General features: G+C 42.8%; 14 protein-coding genes and 1 riboswitch. Of the genes, 13 read left to right on the top strand and 1 reads right to left on the bottom strand.

Features of this window, described 5'->3' with window-relative positions:
* Positions 1-25 precede the first annotated feature (25 nt).
* From C0979_RS03995 to C0979_RS03960, 9 genes are all read left to right on the top strand, one after another.
* The gene (locus C0979_RS03995) at positions 26-577 is read left to right on the top strand and encodes an ECF transporter S component (protein WP_101695305.1); all 552 of its coding nucleotides are present in this window, start codon (positions 26-28) and stop codon (positions 575-577) included.
* A complete protein-coding gene (locus C0979_RS03990) occupies positions 574-1,104 on the top strand; it encodes a uridine kinase family protein (protein WP_101694803.1) in 531 nt (176 codons plus the stop codon). Before C0979_RS03995 ends, C0979_RS03990 begins: the two co-directional genes overlap by 4 nt.
* Before the next feature lie 70 nt (positions 1,105-1,174).
* Positions 1,175-1,345, top strand: a riboswitch (Lysine riboswitch).
* 175 nt (positions 1,346-1,520) lie between these two features.
* Positions 1,521-3,134, top strand: a complete 1,614-nt coding sequence (locus C0979_RS03985; protein ID WP_101694802.1) for a Na+/H+ antiporter NhaC family protein — start codon at positions 1,521-1,523, stop codon at positions 3,132-3,134.
* Between the two features lie 199 nt (positions 3,135-3,333).
* Positions 3,334-3,879: a GNAT family N-acetyltransferase gene (locus C0979_RS03980; protein ID WP_242962642.1), complete on the top strand. Its 546-nt coding sequence runs from the start codon at positions 3,334-3,336 to the stop codon at positions 3,877-3,879.
* Between the two features lie 102 nt (positions 3,880-3,981).
* On the top strand, positions 3,982-6,903 hold the full coding sequence (locus C0979_RS03975) for an insulinase family protein (RefSeq protein ID WP_101694801.1): 2,922 nt from the start codon (positions 3,982-3,984) through the stop codon (positions 6,901-6,903).
* Positions 6,904-6,972: 69 nt separating this feature from the next.
* Entirely contained in the window at positions 6,973-7,869 is an 897-nt protein-coding gene (gene era, locus C0979_RS03970) for a GTPase Era (protein WP_101695303.1), read from the top strand.
* Between the two features lie 52 nt (positions 7,870-7,921).
* The gene (locus C0979_RS11840; protein ID WP_159459850.1) at positions 7,922-8,095 is read left to right on the top strand and encodes a hypothetical protein; all 174 of its coding nucleotides are present in this window, start codon (positions 7,922-7,924) and stop codon (positions 8,093-8,095) included.
* The gene (gene recO / locus C0979_RS03965; RefSeq protein ID WP_101695302.1) at positions 8,037-8,786 is read left to right on the top strand and encodes a DNA repair protein RecO; all 750 of its coding nucleotides are present in this window, start codon (positions 8,037-8,039) and stop codon (positions 8,784-8,786) included. The genes C0979_RS11840 and recO overlap by 59 nt, the downstream gene beginning before the upstream one ends.
* Positions 8,787-8,871: 85 nt before the next feature.
* Positions 8,872-10,263 (top strand): glycine--tRNA ligase, encoded by a 1,392-nt coding sequence (locus tag C0979_RS03960; RefSeq protein ID WP_101694800.1) that lies wholly within the window; start codon positions 8,872-8,874, stop codon positions 10,261-10,263.
* A 99-nt stretch (positions 10,264-10,362) separates the two neighbouring features.
* Here C0979_RS03960 and sstT read toward each other — a convergent pair whose 3' ends face one another.
* Entirely contained in the window at positions 10,363-11,607 is a 1,245-nt protein-coding gene (gene sstT, locus C0979_RS03955) for a serine/threonine transporter SstT (protein ID WP_101694799.1), read from the bottom strand.
* A 370-nt stretch (positions 11,608-11,977) separates the two neighbouring features.
* Here sstT and tdh point away from each other — a divergent pair, with 370 nt between their 5' ends.
* The 4 genes from tdh to ppdK all read left to right on the top strand — a co-directional run bounded on the left by tdh (position 11,978) and on the right by ppdK (position 18,552).
* Positions 11,978-13,018, top strand: coding sequence for an L-threonine 3-dehydrogenase (gene tdh / locus C0979_RS03950; RefSeq protein WP_173814661.1), 1,041 nt, complete (start codon positions 11,978-11,980; stop codon positions 13,016-13,018).
* Positions 13,019-13,077: 59 nt separating this feature from the next.
* Complete coding sequence (locus C0979_RS03945; protein ID WP_101694797.1) at positions 13,078-14,271, top strand: glycine C-acetyltransferase; 1,194 nt, start codon at positions 13,078-13,080, stop codon at positions 14,269-14,271.
* A 117-nt stretch (positions 14,272-14,388) separates the two neighbouring features.
* Positions 14,389-15,786: an aminopeptidase gene (locus tag C0979_RS03940; RefSeq protein ID WP_101694796.1), complete on the top strand. Its 1,398-nt coding sequence runs from the start codon at positions 14,389-14,391 to the stop codon at positions 15,784-15,786.
* A gap of 141 nt (positions 15,787-15,927) precedes the next feature.
* Positions 15,928-18,552, top strand: a complete 2,625-nt coding sequence (gene ppdK, locus C0979_RS03935; protein WP_101694795.1) for a pyruvate, phosphate dikinase — start codon at positions 15,928-15,930, stop codon at positions 18,550-18,552.
* Positions 18,553-19,271 lie beyond the last annotated feature (719 nt).

Raw genomic sequence — 19,271 nt, 5'->3', positions numbered from 1 at the left:
AGAAGAAGGATTTGGAGGAATTGGTATGAAAAAAAGAACACAAAAACTAACGTTGTCAGCAATGTTTCTCGCAATTGGTATGGTGCTCCCGTTTTTTACCGGACAGATTCCTAAAATTGGAAATATGCTGCTTCCAATGCACATTCCAGTGCTTTTGTGTGGGCTTATTTGTGGATGGTTCTATGGACTGGCGACGGGAATGATCCTTCCGATTCTGCGTTCGTTCATTTTTGGAATGCCGATGTTATATCCGATGGCGATAGCGATGGTGTTTGAGCTCGCTACATATGGTGCAATAGTGGGGATCCTGTATACACGTTTAGAAAAGAAGACAACGGTGTCTGTATACCGTGCGCTGGTGGCGGCGATGATTTGTGGTAGAATTGTGTGGGGGATGGCAGAGGTTGTATTACTTGGCGTTAACGGCAGTGCATTTGGATGGAAGATGTTCGTATCAGGTGCGTTTCTGAATGCGATTCCGGGGATTCTTCTGCAGTTAATTCTGATCCCGGCAATTATGTCGGCGGTGAGACGGGCAGGATGGGAACTAGAGGAAAAACAGGAAGGAGAAGTATGATGAAAAGCCCCTATATTATTGCAGTTGATGGGAGATGTGCAGCGGGAAAGACGACGTTTGCAAGAGAAATGGGTATTCATATGCATTGCCCGGTGATTCAGATGGATCATTTCTTTTTGCAGCGTCATCAAAGAACAGAAGAGAGGCTTGCCGAACCGGGCGGAAATGTAGATCGAGAACGCTTCCGGGATGAGGTAATAAACCCTTTAGTTTCGGGAGAAAGTTTTTCGTATCGTATATTTGATTGTCAAAAAATGGAGTTTGGAGAGTGGGTTAAGGTGGAGTCTGCTTCGGTGGTAATCGTTGAGGGGGCATACAGTTGTCATCCGGCATTCCAGAAGCACTGGAATTTGAAAATATTTTTAGACGTTGATCCAAAAGAGCAGATTAGGAGGATCCGAAAGCGAAATGGGGAAGAGAAGCTTTCGATGTTTATAAAGCGATGGATTCCGTTGGAGGAGGCATATTTTTCTGCCTTTTATATAAAGGAAAACAGCGATATTGTATTGCCGAGTGTATTGTTATAGCGGGCTTAGCACTTTAAAGTATTGACTTTTATACTGGAAAGTGGTATATATAGTACTATATGAATAATTAGGACTTGATAGAGGTGCGAATTTCATCAGTATTCAGGGAGCGAGAGTTTGGAAGACTGTTTTCTGAAGAAAGGGGAATTTGCCGAAGAGATGAAATGATTCCAAGTTTGATCTCTGGGACGTGGGCAGAAGATGTCACGGACTGTCACAGCAGTGGAGCGCTATCAGAATAAACAATCTATCGAAAATAATCAATCTGCGGATGTACGGATGTTAGATGGTTCTGCCATGAAAGCGAAAAACTGCGTTTTCATGGCGTTTTTTTATTTTGCAGGATTTCCTGTAAATAGGGGTCTCCGAGTTAGTTATTCGTAAAGTTTAAGATACCAAAGAAAGGAAATGAGAAAATGAGAGGAAAGAAAAAAGCCCTTTGGGGTACCTTGACAGTTCTGTGTATTCTTCTTTGCAGCTCGATGACTGTGTTTGCGGCGGAAGAAGCAGCGGAATATGTGCCGGACATGTATGCGTCATTTTGGGCGCTGGTTCCACCTGTAGTGGCAATTGTGTTGGCATTGATTACAAAAGAAGTTTATAGTTCTTTGTTTGTTGGAATTCTGATCGGAGGAGTATTTTGGTCCGGATTTCAGTTTGAGAAGACGATTACCCATGTTTTTCAGGATGGAATTGTAGGAGTCCTGTCTGACAGCTATAATGTGGGAATTCTGGTATTCCTGGTAATTCTTGGAATTATGGTGTGTATGATGAATAAAGCTGGAGGATCAGCTGCGTTTGGGCGTTGGGCAAGCGAGCATATTAAGAGTAGAGTCGGTGCACAGCTGGCAACAATCGCTTTGGGAGTGCTGATTTTTATTGATGATTATTTTAACTGTTTAACAGTTGGAAGCGTTATGCGTCCGGTAACGGATAAACATAATGTATCCCGTGCAAAACTGGCTTATTTGATTGATGCAACAGCGGCTCCTGTTTGTATTATCGCGCCGATTTCTTCCTGGGCTGCAGCCGTTACTGGTTTTGTAGAAGGGGAAGATGGATTTGCTATGTTTATCAGAGCGATTCCTTACAACTTTTATGCGCTTCTGACAATTGTGATGATGCTGACGATTGTATGGCTGAAAGTTGACTATGGCCCGATGAAGCTGCATGAGAGCAACGCTGTTAAAGGAGACCTTTATACGACACCGGATCGTCCATATGCAAATGCGGAAGAGGAAGTTGATGAGAGTAAGGGAAAGGTTATCGATTTGGTATTTCCGATTGCAGTACTGATTATTGCCTGTGTGATTGGAATGATTTATACGGGTGGATTCTTTAGCGGAACTGGATTTGTGGAAGCGTTTTCTAATAGTGATGCATCCGTGGGTCTGATGTTTGGAAGTTTCTTTGCGTTTGTGATTACCGTAATTTTCTATGCAGTGCGAAAGGTATTGAAATTTAGCGAATCTATGGCTTGTGTTCCGGAAGGGTTCAAGGCGATGGTGCCGGCGATTTTGATTTTGACCTTTGCCTGGACGCTGAAAGCGATGACGGATAGTCTTGGAGCAGCAGAATATGTAGCAGGAATTATGAACTCCGCAGCAGGAGGACTTTTAAATCTGCTTCCGGCAATTATCTTCCTGGTGGGATGTTTCTTAGCATTTGCAACAGGAACGTCCTGGGGAACTTTCGGAATTCTGATTCCGATTGTAGTAGCAGTATTCCAGGGAACGAATGAGACGATGATGATCATTTCTATTTCTGCATGTATGGCAGGTGCGGTTTGTGGAGATCACTGTTCGCCGATTTCAGATACGACGATTATGGCATCGGCAGGAGCGCAGTGTAACCATGTAAACCATGTTACGACACAGCTTCCATACGCAATTACGGTTGCAGCAGTAACATTTGTTAACTATATTATTACGGGCTTTGTTCAGAATGCATTTATCTGTCTGCCGATAGGAATTGTCCTGATGATAGGTACTATTTTGGTAATCAAAAAAGTGACGGATCAGAAGGCATAGAAGAAACTGGAAAATCTTATAAAGTGGGATTGAAACTGGTGTGGTCGAAAGGCTGCACCAGTTTTTTTGTGTAGGAAGAAGCTAGGATTCATATTAGAAAGGCTAGGAATGAATAGAAGAATCGGTTATACTTATCATAAAAGGAAGATTGTAGCAGAGGGTTATGAGTTGAAATAAGTACAGGAGAAAGGATAAGGGTGTGTTGGAAAAGAAGATGACAGGATTTCGAAAGGCTTCCTCGGAAGATATCGCTTCTGTTGTGTCGATTTATCAAAAAATTCACGAAGAAGAACGGAAGGGAAAGTTAAAAATAGGATGGCTTCCAGACGTGTATCCGGTGGAAAATACGGCAAGGGCCGCTTTTGAACGGCAAGAATTATTTGTGTTTGAGGAAGAAGGGAAGATTACGGCATCGGCAATTATCAATCAAAGTCAGGTGGATGTCTATGCAGACGGAATTTGGCAGTATCCTGCAAAGGCGGAAGAAGTGATGGTACTGCATACATTAGTGGTTAGTCCGGACGAGGGAAGAAAAGGGATTGGAAGTAAGTTCGTGGATTTTTATGAAACATATGCTGAAGCGAGGGGATGCCGCGTGCTGCGTATGGACACGAATGAAAAGAACGCGGCCGCCCGGTCGTTGTATCGAAAATTAGGGTATCGAGAGGCTGGAGCAGTTCCCTGTGTATTTAACGGAATCCCAAATGTGAATTTGATATTGCTGGAAAAAGAATTAAGAAAATGATTTTTCGAGAATGGAAAAAAGGAAGAACTTGAGAAAAGCAGAAAAAAAGGATAGAATAGTAGTTATGGAATTTATTTTCTTGAAAGGAGAGGCATAAACGATATGAATATAAATCATTTACAGGCATACGAACTTCAGAAAGAAGAGAATTTGCCGGGGATTCAGGCGAAAGGTTATTTGCTGCGGCACAAAAAGAGTGGGGCGCGTGTGCTGCTGGTGGAAAATGACGACGAGAATAAGGTGTTCAGTATCGGATTTCGGACACCGCCGTCCGATAGTACCGGTGTACCGCATATTATGGAACATTCGGTTCTGTGCGGTTCTAAAAATTTTCCTGCAAAAGACCCGTTTGTGGAGCTGGTTAAAGGTTCGTTGAACACCTTTTTAAATGCAATGACCTATCCGGATAAGACGGTATACCCGGTGGCGAGCTGCAATGACAAAGACTTTCAGAATTTGATGCACGTGTATATGGATGCGGTGCTGCATCCGAATATTTATCAGCATGAAGAAATTTTCCGGCAGGAAGGGTGGAGTTATAAACTGGATTCACTGGATGACAAGCTGGAATACAATGGTGTTGTCTACAATGAGATGAAGGGAGCATTTTCATCTCCGGAAGGCGTGCTGGATCGTGTGGTATTGAATACGTTGTTCCCGGATACCTCCTATGCGAACGAATCTGGCGGAGATCCGGAAGTAATTCCGGAACTTACGTATGAGCAGTTCTTAGATTTCCATCAGAAATATTATCATCCATCCAACAGTTATATTTATCTGTATGGCGATATGGATATGGAGGAAAAACTGAAGTGGCTGGATCTTGAATACTTAAGCGACTATGAGGAAATACAGGTGGATTCAAAGATCAAATATCAGGATCCCTTTACAGAAGTCGTAGAAAAAGAAATAGCATATTCCATAGCAAGCGATGAATCTGAAAGCGAAAATACGTACCTTTCTTATAATAAAGTGATCGGTACAAGCCTTGACCGCGAATTGTATCTTGCATTTCAAATTCTGGATTATGCGCTGTTGTCTGCTCCTGGAGCGCCGCTTAAGAAGGCGCTTACAGATGCGGGAATCGGTAAGGATATTATGGGATCTTATGATAATGGAATCTACCAGCCGATTTTTTCTGTGATTGCAAAGAATGCTGAGAAGTCTCAGAAGGATATATTTGTCGAGACGGTGGAAGATGTTCTGCGGACACTAGTAACAGACGGGATTGATAAGAAAGCATTGGAAGCTGGGATTAATTACCATGAATTCCGTTATCGGGAGGCGGATTTTGGAAATTATCCAAAGGGCTTGATGTACGGACTTCAGATGATGGATAGCTGGCTGTATGATGATGAAAAACCGTTTATTCATATAGAAGCGCTGGATACGTTTGAATTTTTGAAAAAACAAGTACAGACAGATTACTATGAGCAGCTGATTCAGAGGTATTTGCTTGATAACACCCATGGGGCGATTGTGGTTGTGAAGCCGGAGCGTGGACGCACAGCCAGAATGGAGAAAGAGCTGGAAGAAGCGCTTCAGGCATACAAGATGAGTTTGAGTAAGGAAGAACAGGAGCGTCTGGTGGAACGAACCAAAGCTTTGGAGGCTTATCAGTCTGAACCGGATGCAGAGGAGGATCTGGAACGAATTCCGATTCTGAAACGGGAAGATATTTCCGGGGAAATTGCACCAATTATCAATGAAGAACTGACGATTGCAGGCGTTCCGGTGGTATTCCATGAAATTGAGACCAATGGAATCGGATATATGGATGTTATGTTCGATGCGTCTGATGTTGCAGAAGAAGAGCTTCCATATTTGGGAATTTTGCAGTCTGTACTGGGGATTATTGATACAACTCACTATGAGTATGGTGAATTATTCAATGAAATTAATGTGCATACAGGTGGAATTGGAACTTCTCTGGAACTTTATAACGATGTGACAAATGTAAAAGAGAAAGTATTCCGTTCGACTTTTGAAGTCAAGGCAAAAGCGCTGTATCAGAAACTTCCGATGGCGTTTGAAATGATCGGGGAAATATTAGCGGAGTCGAAGCTTGAAGATACGAAGCGGATGAAAGAAATTCTGGCAATGCTGAAGTCAAGATTGTTGATGAAGTTCCAGTCATCCGGGCATACAACAGCAGCTCTTCGAGCGATGTCTTATGCATCTCCTTCAGCAAAACTGAAAGATATGACGAGTGGAATTGAATTTTATGAAAAGGTCGCTTATCTGGAAGAACATTTCGAGGAAGAAAAAGCCCGTTTGACAGAAATTCTTACAAATCTTACTAAAAAGCTTTTCCGTTCGGACCGGATGATGATCAGTTTTACCGCATCGAAGGCGGGGCTTTCTGGAATGGAGACGATGATCGAAGGGCTGAAGAAAAGGCTCTTTGAGGAAGAAACAAAAGAGACGCCTTGTATCCTCCATTGCGAGAAGAAGAATGAAGGCTTTAAAACAGCGTCAAAGGTACAATATGTGGCAAGGGCTGGTAATTTTATTGATCAAGGGGTACCATATCATGGCGCTTTGCAGATTCTGAAAGTGATTTTAAGTTATGATTATCTATGGCAGAATGTGCGAGTGATCGGTGGAGCTTATGGCTGTATGACTAATTTTAACCGGATTGGAGAAGGATATTTTGTTTCCTATCGTGATCCGAATTTAAAGCGTACGATGGATGTTTATGAAGGGGTAGTAGATTACCTTGAGAACTTTACAGTGACAGATCGTGATATGACAAAATATATTATCGGAACGATGAGTAATATTGATCAGCCGATGACTCCGGCCATTAAAGGAGAGCGTTCTATGAATTTGTATATGAACCGGGTATCTGAGGAAATGATTCAAACAGAACGCTGCCAGATTCTGGAGGCGCAGCAGGAGGATATCAGAAAGCTTGCGCCCGTAGTGGAGGCTGTGCTAAGAGCGGACCAAATCTGCGTGATCGGCGGGGAAGAGAAGATCGAAGAAGATCGGGAATTATTCCAGAATATTACAAATTTTTAGCGGTTTTAAAAATGCGGTAAGAGGCAAAGTACAGACGAGAAAAAGATAGAGGAGATTATGCGGGAAGATATGAGAAGTGATTTTAAATCAGGATTTGTGACGCTGATTGGGCGTCCAAACGTAGGAAAGTCAACGCTTATGAATCATCTGATTGGACAGAAGATTGCGATTACGTCTAATAAACCACAGACAACAAGAAACCGGATTCAGACGGTTCTTACGATGGAGGAAGGGCAGATTGTGTTTGTTGATACGCCTGGAATTCACAAGGCGAAGAACAAGTTGGGAGAATACATGGTAAATGTGGCTCAGCAGACATTAAATGATGTAGATGTGGTGCTGTGGCTGGTGGAGCCGACTACATTTATCGGAGCGGGGGAACAGCATATTGCAAAACAGCTTGGTCGGGTCAATACGCCGGTAATTCTAGTGATTAATAAAATCGACAGCGTGAAAAAAGAAGAGATTCTGACAGCGATTTCTGCATACAAAGATATTTATGACTTTGCGGAAATCGTACCGGTATCTGCAAGAAGCGGCGAGAATACAGAAGAACTGTTAAAGGTGATTATGAAATATCTTCCGTATGGACCGCAGTTTTACAGTGAGGATACGATTACAGATCAGCCGGAGCGTCAAATCGTAGCAGAGTTAATCCGGGAAAAGGCGCTTCACTGCCTGCAGGAAGAGATTCCGCATGGGATTGCAGTGGCGATTGATCAGATGAAGAAGAAAAATAAGGTGATGCATATCGACGCTACCATCATCTGTGAACGAGATTCTCACAAAGGAATCATTATCGGGAAACAGGGATCTATGCTGAAAAAGATTGGAAGCACAGCGCGGTATGAGATTGAAAAAATGCTAGATACTCAAGTGAATTTAAAGCTTTGGGTAAAAGTGAAGAAGGACTGGAGAGACAGTGAATTCCTGATGAAAAATTTTGGATATCGGGAAGAAGAATAAGTCCGTAAGCCATGGGGGAACCTAATCCTATAACGCAGGATGAGGTGAGATCATGGAAGAGGAATACTGGAACCAATTTATGAAAACAGGGAAAATTACAGATTATTTAGATTACAAAGGTATGGAAAGCGGTTTAATAACAGATCGCTTTGAAGGTGCAGCAAGTGGTGAATCAGATAACAGTGACAGGAATGGTGCTGCAGGCAGCGCCTGTCGGGGAATATGACAGACGGGTGGTGATTCTGACGAAGGAAAGAGGGAAGATTTCAGCCTTTGCCCGTGGGGCAAGGCGCCCTCATAGCGGGCTTGTGGGAGTGACAAGCCCATTTTCCTTCGGGAAATTTACGGTATATGAGGGGCGGACATCATACACGCTGGTGTCGGCCTCTATTTCCAATTACTTTTCCGAGCTGCGCACAGATGTGGAAGGGGCTTATTATGGTTTCTATTTTATGGATCTTGCGGGGTATTATGCGCGGGAGGCGAATGATGAGACCACACTTTTGAAACTCTTATACCAGACGCTTCGGGCGCTTTTGAATCCACATATTCCGAACCGTTTGATTCGGTGTATATACGAACTGAAAGCGGTAAGCATTAACGGAGAAGGACCTCAGGTATTTGGATGTGTGGCTTGTGGAAAGACGGAAGGTAATCTTCTGTTTAGTGTAAAACGCGGAGGTTTGGTCTGTGAAAAGTGCAGAAATCAGGTTGCGGATGGAATTTCGCTTTTGCCTTCTACATTGTATACGATGCAGTATATTGTCGGTTCTTCAGTTGAGAAATTATATAATTTCGTTGTAAAGGATGAAGTGTTGAAAGAGTTGGAAGTAGTGGCGGAAAGGTATCTGGCAGGTTATGTGGATCGTCACTTTAAATCATTGGAAATTTTAAAGACGATTACATCGGAAATGTAATTGTATAATAAGACTTGAAAACAGGTTGTGGTAACTGGTATAATGATTAGCACTATGAAACAATTAGAAGGTGAGGATGAGGAATATGGTAGAAAAGACGATGGATAAGATTGTAGCTTTGGCAAAGTCAAGAGGATTCGTATATCCGGGGTCTGAGATCTATGGCGGACTTGCGAACACATGGGATTACGGTAATCTTGGAGTTGAGTTGAAGAACAATGTAAAGAGAGCATGGTGGCAGAAGTTTGTACAGGAGTCTCCATATAATGTAGGTGTGGATTGTGCAATTCTGATGAATCCACAGACATGGGTTGCTAGCGGACATTTGGGAGGATTCAGTGATCCTCTGATGGATTGTAAAGAATGTCACGAGCGTTTCCGCGCGGATAAGATGATTGAAGATTATGCCCATGAACATGGACTGGATATTGGAGACAGTATTGATGGCTGGAGCCATGAGCAGATGGAAGCATATATCAAAGAGAATAATATTCCATGTCCGACCTGCGGAAAACATAATTTTACAGAGATCCGGGAATTCAATCTGATGTTCAAGACGTTTCAGGGAGTTACAGAGGATGCTAAGAGCGTAGTATATCTTCGTCCTGAGACAGCGCAGGGTATTTTTGTAAACTTTAAGAACGTACAGCGTACATCCAGAAAGAAACTTCCATTTGGTATCTGCCAGATTGGAAAATCTTTCCGAAACGAGATTACACCGGGTAACTTCACCTTCCGTACCAGAGAATTTGAGCAGATGGAGATGGAATTCTTCTGTGAGCCGGATACAGATCTGGAATGGCATGCATATTGGAAGAAGTTCTGTTTGGATTGGCTGGAGACACTTGGAATCAAGGAAGATGAGATGCGTTACCGTGATCATTCACCGGAAGAGCTGAGCCATTACAGTAAAGCAACCACGGACATTGAATTCCTGTTCCCGTTTGGATGGGGTGAACTTTGGGGAATTGCAGATAGAACAGATTTCGACCTGACACAGCATCAGAATGTATCCAAGCAGGATTTGACCTATTTTGACGATGAGAAGAAGATCAAATATATTCCATACGTAATTGAACCGTCTTTGGGAGCAGACCGTATGGTTCTGGCATTCCTGTGCAGTGCGTACGATGAGGAAGAACTGGAAGGCGGAGATATAAGAACGGTGCTTCGTTTCCATCCTGCATTGGCTCCAGTGAAGATTGGTATTCTTCCACTTTCTAAGAAGCTGAGTGAAGGAGCGGAGAAGATCTATGCACGACTTGCTAAGAAATATAACTGCGAGTTTGACGAGAGGGGTAACATTGGAAAACGTTACCGCCGTCAGGACGAGATCGGAACTCCATTCTGTATTACCTATGATTTCGATTCTGAAGAAGATGGAGCGGTAACCGTTCGTGACCGCGATACCATGGAGCAGGAGAGAATCAAGATTGAAGATTTGGAAGCATATTTTGAGAAAAAATTTGAGTGGTAATTGATGCGGAAAGTTTGAAAAGACAGAAGAGCATATATGAGAAAAGACCTGGGGTCCGACAGTTTGTCGGATCCCAGGTCTTTTCATAAAATGATTTGTTTAGCATTTTACTTCTGGTTTGTCTTTGTAATATTCCGGGTGCAATCTTCTGTCTCTGAGTTCTGCAGCGGCAGTAAACAGAACGTCTGTGGAGGAGTTTAATCCTGTCTCGCAGGAGTCCTGAATTACTCCGATAATGAAGCCGACGCCGACAACCTGCATTGCAATTTCAGATGGAATTCCGAACAGTCCGCAGGCCATTGGGATCAGAAGCAGAGAACCACCGGCTACACCGGAAGCTCCGGCTGCACTAAGAGCTGCAAGAACGCACAGTACAAGGGCAGTTCCGAAGTCTACGCTGATGCCCATGGTGTGTGCTGCAGACAGTGCCATTACAGAGATGGTAATGGCTGCACCGGCCATGTTAATCGTTGCGCCAAGTGGGATGGAGATAGAATATTGTTCTTCGTCCAGTCCCATTTCTTCACAGAGTTCCATATTAACAGGGATATTTGCAGCGGAACTGCGTGTGAAGAAGGCGGTAATAAAGCTTTTTGCCAGACACTTGAATACCAGTGGGTATGGATTTTTTCTGGTGCACAAAAATACGATAATTGGATTCATAACAAGAGCAACGAATGCCATGCTTCCAACCAGTACCAGGATCAGACGACCGTAGGACAGAAGAGCCTTTAATCCGGAAGTAGAGATTACGTTGAAGATCAGTCCCATAATACCAAAGGGTGCGAAGCTGATAACCCACTTAACACCAGTGGAAATTGCCTCTGAGAAGTCGTCCAGTATCTTCTTGGTTGCACTGGATGATCCTTTTAATGCAATACCAAAGATGCAGGCCCATGCCAGAATTCCGATATAGTTTCCGTTTACGATAGAACCGACAGGGTTTGCTACTACATTCAGTAACAGGTTCTTTAAGACCTCTCCGACTCCGCTTGGAGGTGCCATATCTCCGCCGGCTGCTTCTGCCAGTGTTAGCGTGATTGGGAACAACCTACATGCGATAACGGATACCAATGCTGAGAATAAGTTGCCCAGCATGTAGAGCATTACGATAAATCCCATGTTTGTTTTCTGACCTTCTCCCATGTGGGCAAGAGCACTCATAACCAGGAAGAATACAAGAAGTGGTGCAATTGCTTTTAATGCGCCGACAAAAAGGTCTCCAAAAAGAATGATTGCGGTTGCCTTAGGGATGGTCAGCCCGAGAATGATACCTATGATAAGACCGCATAGGATTCTCAGTACAAGGCTGATACTATTCCATTTTTCAAATGCTTTTTTCATGTTGCTTTTCGCAGCTTATGGAAAGATATTCCATCAGCTGCTTCCCTCACTTTCTACTTTATTCCCGAGACATTATTGATATATTGCAAGATTAAGAGGTGGGTAAGCCATCAGAACTTCATGTGAATATATCAATGTTAACACTCCAAATTATAAAGAAAAAATAAAATTTTGTAAATAGAAAGTTGTAAATAGTGTCAAAAAAATAAGGCGTTATATGTGAAATAAATATCAAAATGCACAAAAAAGTGGGGCAAAAATTCGTTGTCTGACAGAAGAAGGGATGTTATAATACTAAAAAAGGACATCGGCGATAGGATGATTCATGAAAAAACAGGAGGAAAATACGGTGAGTGAAAAAAGAGATGGAATGATGTGGGCGCTTGTAAAGGAAAAACCAGAAGAAGGACTTTGGATGAAGCGTGTGCCGATTCCGGAAGTCGGACCCAATGATGTAAAGATCAAAATTCATAAGACCGCAATCTGTGGAACGGATGTGCACATTTATCAGTGGAATGACTGGGCACAGCATACAATACCAATCGGTCTGACTGCCGGACACGAGTATGTTGGGGAAGTGTGTGAAGTCGGCGCAGGTGTAAAGGGATTTAAGATCGGTGATCTGGTATCCGGAGAAGGTCACATTACTTGTGGAAAGTGCCGGAACTGTTTGGAAGGTCACAAAGAGAACTGCAAGGATGCAAAGGGAGTGGGCGTCAACAGAAATGGTGCATTTGCCGAGTATTTAGTCATTCCTTCCTCCAATGTGTGGCCGTGTAATCCCAATATTCCGGAAGAGATGTATGCAATTTTTGATCCGTTTGGAAATGCAACGCATACAGCACTCTCTTATGATATGTTGGGAGAGGATGTGCTGATTGCAGGAGCAGGACCGATTGGAATTATGGCGGCGGCAATTGCGAAGTTTTCCGGCGCGCGCCATGTCGTTATAACCGATTTTAATCAGTACCGTCTGGATCTGGCGATGAAGCTTGGGGCGACTAAAGCTGTGAATCTGGCGCAGGAAAATATTTTCGATGTAATGAAAGAAATCGGTATGACAGAAGGTTTCGATGTGGGACTTGAAATGTCTGGTTCTCAGGCGGGTCTTCATGATATGATCCACAGTATGAAGCATGGCGGTAAGATTGCACTTCTGGGGCTTCAGAGAACCGATGCAAAGGTAGATCTTGAAACGGTAATTTTTAATGGATTGAATCTGCGCGGTATCTATGGAAGAAAGGTTTGGGACACCTGGTACAAGATGTCTACGATGCTTCAGGCAGGACTTGATATTTCTGGCATTATTACCCATCATTTTGATATCAAAGACTATGAAAAGGGATTTGAAGCAATGATTTCGGGCAATTCAGGAAAGGTGATTCTGGACTGGGCGCATGTGAACGACTAGAAGATGATTGGCGGCAGAACAGTGTAGCAGAATATAAAAGAAAGGAAGAATCAAGAAAGATGGAAAGAAAAAACGACATTTTAGAGATTTATACCAAAGAGGTAGAGAGCATCAAAGAAGCCGGTCTTTTTAAAGGGGAAGCTCCATTTGTTTCTCCGCAGGGAGCGCGTGTGAAAATGGAAGACGGAAGAGAGCTTCTGTGCATGTGTGCGAATAATTATCTGGGATTAGGGGATCATCCGCGTTTGATTGAAGCGGCAAAACGAACCTACGATGAAAAAGGATATGGAGTAGCGTCTGTACGTTTTATCTGCGGAACGCAGGACATTCATAAAAAACTGGAGAAGAAGATTTCTGATTTCCTGGGAATGGATGATACGATTCTTTATTCTTCCTGTTTTGATGCAAATGGAGGCTTGTTTGAAACGATTTTGACTGCGGATGATGCGGTGATCAGTGATGAATTAAACCATGCTTCTATTATTGACGGAGTACGTCTTTGCAAAGCAAAACGGTTCCGCTACAAAAATAACGACATGGAAGATCTGGAAGCAAAACTGAAAGAGGCAGATGAAGCGGGAGCAAGAATTAAACTGATTGCGACGGATGGAGTCTTCTCTATGGACGGAATTATCTGTAACCTGAAAGGGGTCTGCGATCTGGCGGATAAGTACCACGCGCTGGTGATGGTAGATGACAGTCATGCGGTTGGATTCGTTGGAAAAACCGGACGCGGAACACCGGAATACTGTGGAGTTCAGGGGCGTGTAGATGTTATTACGGGAACCCTTGGAAAAGCTCTTGGAGGAGCATCCGGCGGCTATACATCTGGACGAAAAGAGATTATTGATCTGCTGCGTCAGAGAAGCCGTCCCTATCTGTTCTCTAATTCTCTTGCACCGGCAATTGCAGGAGCAAGTATAGAATTGTTTGATATGCTGGATGAGAGTACGGAACTTCGGGATCATTTGGAAGAAGTTACAGCATACTATCGAAAAGAACTGGTAGATAATGGATTTGATATTATTCCGGGAACCCATCCTTGTGTTCCGGTTATGTTGTACGATGAGAAGACGGCAGCAGAATTTGCAAGAAGGATGATGGAAAAGGGTGTGTATGTGGTTGCATTTTCTTATCCGGTTGTGCCGAAAGGAAAAGCAAGAATCCGTACGCAGGTGTGTGCAAGTCATACCAAGGAAGATATTGATTTCATTGTAAAATGCTTCAAAGAAGTCAGAGATGAGATGAAATAAAAATCCAAAATGCTGGATGTAAGAAATAATAAGTCAGGGACGTGGCAAAACTAAGAACTGCCATGTCTCTGATTTTGTGTTATACTAAATGGAAAGGCAGAAAGGAGTTGCAATTTTATGGAAAGAAAAAACAGATGGAGCGTGTATGGTGAGGCAGAGCATCAGGAACTGCAAAAGATCGCGGAAAAATATAAAAAAGGTCTGGATATAGGTAAGACTGAGAGAGAATGTATTCAATATACGGTAAAAGAAATTGAAGCGCAAGGATACAGAAGTCTGGAGTCGTTTTGGAAATCAGGAGAGGCATTAAAGTCAGGAGATAAGGTTTACGCAGTTTGCATGAAGAAAAGTATTGCCATGTTTCATATTGGGAAACAGCCCTTGGAAAATGGTATGAATATTCTAGGCGCACACATTGATTCTCCGCGTATTGATGTAAAGCAGAATCCATTGTATGAAAATGAAGAACTGGCTTATCTGGATACTCATTATTACGGAGGAATTAAAAAATATCAGTGGGTGACACTTCCTCTTGCAATCCATGGAGTAGTTGCCAAAAAAGATGGGACGGTAGTGGAGATTAACATTGGAGAACAGGAAAATGATCCGGTGTTTGTTATTACAGACTTGTTGGTACACCTGGCTGCAAAACAGATGGAAAAGAAGGCCAATGCTGTGATTGAAGGAGAGAAGCTGGATCTTTTGTTTGGCAGCTGCCCGATTGACCAAAGTGAGAGCCTGGAAAAAGAAGAAAAAGAAGCAGTAAAAGCGAATGTTATGAATATTCTAAAAGAATATTATAACATGGAAGAAGAAGATTTTGTGTCTGCGGAATTGGAAATTGTACCGGCAGGGCGCGCAAGGGACTGCGGAATTGATCGAAGCATGGTGATCGCTTATGGACAGGATGACCGTGTTTGTGCATTTACATCCTTGTTTGCAATGTTGGATGTAGAAGCGGTAGACCGGACAGCGTGCTGTATTCTGGTAGATAAAGAGGAAATCGGAAGCGTAGGTGCTACCGGAATGCATTCTCGATTCTTTGAGAACGTAGTGGCAGAATTGGTTGCTTTATCTGGAGAGGAGTCTGAATTGAAGGTTAGAAGAGCTCTTCAGAATTCTAAAATGCTTTCTTCCGATGTCAGTGCAGCATATGATCCGATGTATGCAGAAGCATTTGAAAAGAGAAGCGCTGCGTTTTTCGCGAAAGGACTGGTATTTAATAAGTTTACAGGAAGCAGAGGAAAAAGCGGATCCAACGATGCAAATGCAGAATATCTTGCGCAGCTTAGAAATGCAATGGATCAGGAGGATGTCGCTTACCAGTTTGCAGAGCTTGGAAAAGTAGATGAAGGCGGCGGCGGAACCATTGCATACATTATGGCGAACTATGGAATGGAAGTGATCGACAGTGGTGTGGCGGTTTTGAATATGCATGCACCGTGGGAAGTGACAAGTAAGGCGGATATATATGAAGCCTACAGAGGATATAAGGCATTTCTGAAAAATATGTAGAAATGACGGCAGGGGATGCAGGACTTTGGAAAAAGCCTGCATCCCCTGTGATTCTTATGCTGAAACCTCTTGACGAAAACTGGCAAAACCAGTAAAATAGATGTGCGACTTAGAAAAAAATAGTGTAGGAGGTCATGTAACATGGCAAAATGGGTTTATATGTTTACCGAAGGTAACGCTACAATGAGAAACCTTCTTGGTGGAAAAGGCGCTAACCTTGCTGAGATGACAAGCCTTGGACTCCCGGTACCACAGGGATTCACTGTAACAACAGAGGCTTGTACACAGTACTATGAAGATGGCAGAAAGATCAATGATGAGATCATGGATCAGATTATGGATGCTATCGTAAAACTTGAAGCAGTTGCAGGAAAGAAATTTGGCGATAAAGAGAATCCGCTTCTTGTATCCGTTCGTTCTGGAGCAAGAGCTTCTATGCCAGGTATGATGGATACAATCCTGAACCTTGGTTTGAATGAAGATGTAGTAGAGGCATTGGCAGAAGCTTCTGGTAATCCACGTTGGGCATGGGATTGCTACAGAAGATTTATCCAGATGTACTCTGACGTAGTTATGGAAGTTGGTAAGAAATATTTTGAAGAGCTTATCGACAAGATGAAAGAAGAAAAAGGTGTAACTCAGGACGTTGACCTTACAGCAGAAGACCTTAAGACACTTGCTGGACAGTTCAAAGCTGAGTACAAAGCTAAAATTGGTGAAGACTTCCCATCTGATGCTAAAGAGCAGTTAATGGGAGCTGTAAAAGCAGTATTCCGTTCTTGGGACAACCCTCGTGCAAATGTATATCGTCGTGATAATGATATCCCATATTCTTGGGGAACAGCTGTTAACGTACAGATGATGGCATTTGGTAACATGGGTGATGACTGTGGTACAGGTGTTGCGTTTACACGTGACCCAGCTACAGGAGAAAATGGTCTGTTCGGAGAGTTCCTTACAAATGCACAGGGTGAGGACGTAGTTGCTGGTGTTCGTACACCAATGCACATTTCCGAGATGGAGCAGAAATTCCCAGAGGCATTTGCTCAGTTCAAAGAAGTATGTAATACACTTGAAAAACACTACAGAGATATGCAGGATATGGAGTTTACTGTAGAGCATGGTAAACTGTATATGCTTCAGACACGTAATGGTAAGAGAACAGCACAGGCTGCTCTGAAGATCGCTTGTGACCTTGTTGACGAGGGAATGAGAACAGAAGAAGAAGCTGTAGCTATGATCGATCCAAGAAACCTTGATACTCTGCTTCACCCACAGTTCGATGCTGCTGCATTAAAGGCTGCAACACCAATGGGCAAAGCACTTGGAGCATCTCCAGGAGCAGCTTGTGGTAAAGTTGTATTTACAGCAGATGACGCTGTAGCTTGGGCTGCAAGAGGAGAGAAGGTTATCCTTGTTCGTCTTGAGACATCTCCAGAAGATATCACAGGTATGAAGTCTGCTCAGGGTATCCTGACAGTTCGTGGTGGTATGACATCTCACGCTGCCGTAGTTGCACGTGGAATGGGTACATGCTGTGTATCTGGATGTGGCGACATCGTTATGGACGAAGAAAACAAGAAATTTACATTAGCTGGTAAAGAGTTCCACGAAGGAGATTCTATTTCTCTTGACGGATCTACAGGAGCTATCTATGACGGAATCATCCCAACAGTTGATGCTACAATCGCTGGTGAGTTCGGAAGAATCATGGGATGGGCTGACAAATACAGAACAATGAAAGTTCGTACAAATGCAGATACACCTGCAGACGCTAAAAAAGCTCGTGAGCTTGGTGCAGAAGGTATCGGACTTTGCCGTACAGAGCACATGTTCTTCGAAGGAAACAGAATTGATGCATTCCGTGAGATGATCTGTTCTGAGACTGTAGAAGAAAGAGAAGCTGCACTTGAGAAGATCCTTCCAGAGCAGCAGGGAGACTTTGAAGCATTATACGAGGCACTGGAAGGTAACCCGGTTACAATCCGTTTCCTTGATCCACCGCTTCATGAGTTCGTTCCTACAGAGGAAGAAGACATTAAGAAACTGGCTGATTCTCAGGGCAAGACTGTTGAGCAGATCAAAGCAATCATCGACAGCTTACATGAGTTCAACCCAATGATGGGACACCGTGGATGCCGTCTTGCAGTTACTTATCCAGAGATTGCTAAGATGCAGACAAGAGCTGTTATCCGTGCAGCTATCAATGTACAGAAAGCACACGCTGACTGGAATGTATGCCCAGAGATCATGATTCCACTTGTTGGAGATGTGAAAGAGTTAAAATATGTTAAGAAGATCGTTGTAGAGACAGCTGACGCTGAAATCGCTGCAGCAGGTTCTGATCTGAAGTACGAAGTTGGTACAATGATCGAGATCCCAAGAGCAGCTCTGACAGCTGACGAGATCGCTAAAGAAGCTGATTTCTTCTGCTTCGGTACAAACGACTTAACACAGATGGCATTCGGATTCTCTCGTGACGATGCTGGTAAGTTCTTAGATGCTTACTATGATGCTAAGATCTTCGAGAATGATCCATTTGCTAAGCTTGACCAGACAGGTGTTGGTAAGTTAATGGAAATGTCTATCGCATTAGGCAAACCAGTTAATCCAAACCTTCACATTGGTATCTGTGGAGAGCACGGTGGAGATCCAAGCTCCGTAGAATTCTGCCATAAGATTGGCTTAGACTACGTATCTTGCTCACCATTCCGTGTACCGATCGCTCGTCTTGCAGCAGCACAGGCAGCTATCGCAAGCAAGTAAGAGTTCTCATAGAGACTTTGTTTGAAAAATACGATAAGCGTATCATTAAAAATAGTGATACGCTTATTTTTTTTACTCATATTATACGTTGAGTAGCTGATCGCTTCTTGTGTATCAAGGTGAAGTGAACAGTGTATACAATTCTGAAATTTTTAATACAAAATCCGTCGCAAGTTGTTCCAAATCATAAATTTTTGACCGTATTAGTGAAGATATACTAGACTGTACAGATAGTTCACTAAAGATGCATATAAGCGATATTCGTAAAAAACTTTAAAAGGAAAGTGGAAAAGAATATGTCGAAATAGCTTGAGGGATTGCTTTAAAATGAAAGATAAGGGAATTTTAGTTGGAAAAAAATATACAATGAATAAGTATTCAGAAGAGTTGAATTGTATCAATTGTCTAAAATGAAGAAAAAATAAAAATAACATTGACAATTCAAAACATCCGTGGTAATCTAATATAGCTGTCGCGAGAGAGCGCTTCTGAGAAACGCAAGAGCGACAAAAAAAGTTAAAAAAGTTGTTGACAAGCTCGATGAAATGTGATAATCTAATATGGCTGTCGCAAGAGAGCAAACAACAAAAACGAACCTTGATAATTAAACAATAGACAACAACCCTGAAAATTCTTTCAGAGAATTATTCAGAACAGACATTTTAAAATGTCAACCTTAAAACAGTAAAAGGGATAAGAAAGCTAGTAGTTTTCTTGGA

This window comes from Dorea phocaeensis, from assembly GCF_900240315.1.
Classification (GTDB): Bacteria; Bacillota; Clostridia; order Lachnospirales; family Lachnospiraceae; genus Dorea_B; species Dorea_B phocaeensis.
This window is presented reverse-complemented; position numbering and strand designations above follow the sequence as displayed.

What these genes read in the sequence shown, in the direction of transcription:
- C0979_RS03985 (WP_101694802.1), top strand. Translation starts at nt 1,521, where the DNA reads ATGAGAGGAAAGAAAAAAGCCCTTTGGGGTACCTTGACAGTTCTGTGT.
- C0979_RS03945 (WP_101694797.1), top strand. Translation starts at nt 13,078, where the DNA reads ATGGAAAGAAAAAACGACATTTTAGAGATTTATACCAAAGAGGTAGAG.
- ppdK (WP_101694795.1), top strand. Translation starts at nt 15,928, where the DNA reads ATGGCAAAATGGGTTTATATGTTTACCGAAGGTAACGCTACAATGAGA.
- tdh (WP_173814661.1), top strand. Translation starts at nt 11,978, where the DNA reads ATGATGTGGGCGCTTGTAAAGGAAAAACCAGAAGAAGGACTTTGGATG.
- C0979_RS03960 (WP_101694800.1), top strand. Translation starts at nt 8,872, where the DNA reads ATGGTAGAAAAGACGATGGATAAGATTGTAGCTTTGGCAAAGTCAAGA.
- era (WP_101695303.1), top strand. Translation starts at nt 6,973, where the DNA reads ATGAGAAGTGATTTTAAATCAGGATTTGTGACGCTGATTGGGCGTCCA.
- C0979_RS03975 (WP_101694801.1), top strand. Translation starts at nt 3,982, where the DNA reads ATGAATATAAATCATTTACAGGCATACGAACTTCAGAAAGAAGAGAAT.
- C0979_RS11840 (WP_159459850.1), top strand. Translation starts at nt 7,922, where the DNA reads ATGGAAGAGGAATACTGGAACCAATTTATGAAAACAGGGAAAATTACA.
- C0979_RS03990 (WP_101694803.1), top strand. Translation starts at nt 574, where the DNA reads ATGATGAAAAGCCCCTATATTATTGCAGTTGATGGGAGATGTGCAGCG.
- C0979_RS03995 (WP_101695305.1), top strand. Translation starts at nt 26, where the DNA reads ATGAAAAAAAGAACACAAAAACTAACGTTGTCAGCAATGTTTCTCGCA.
- sstT (WP_101694799.1), bottom strand. Translation starts at nt 11,607, where the DNA reads ATGAAAAAAGCATTTGAAAAATGGAATAGTATCAGCCTTGTACTGAGA.
- C0979_RS03940 (WP_101694796.1), top strand. Translation starts at nt 14,389, where the DNA reads ATGGAAAGAAAAAACAGATGGAGCGTGTATGGTGAGGCAGAGCATCAG.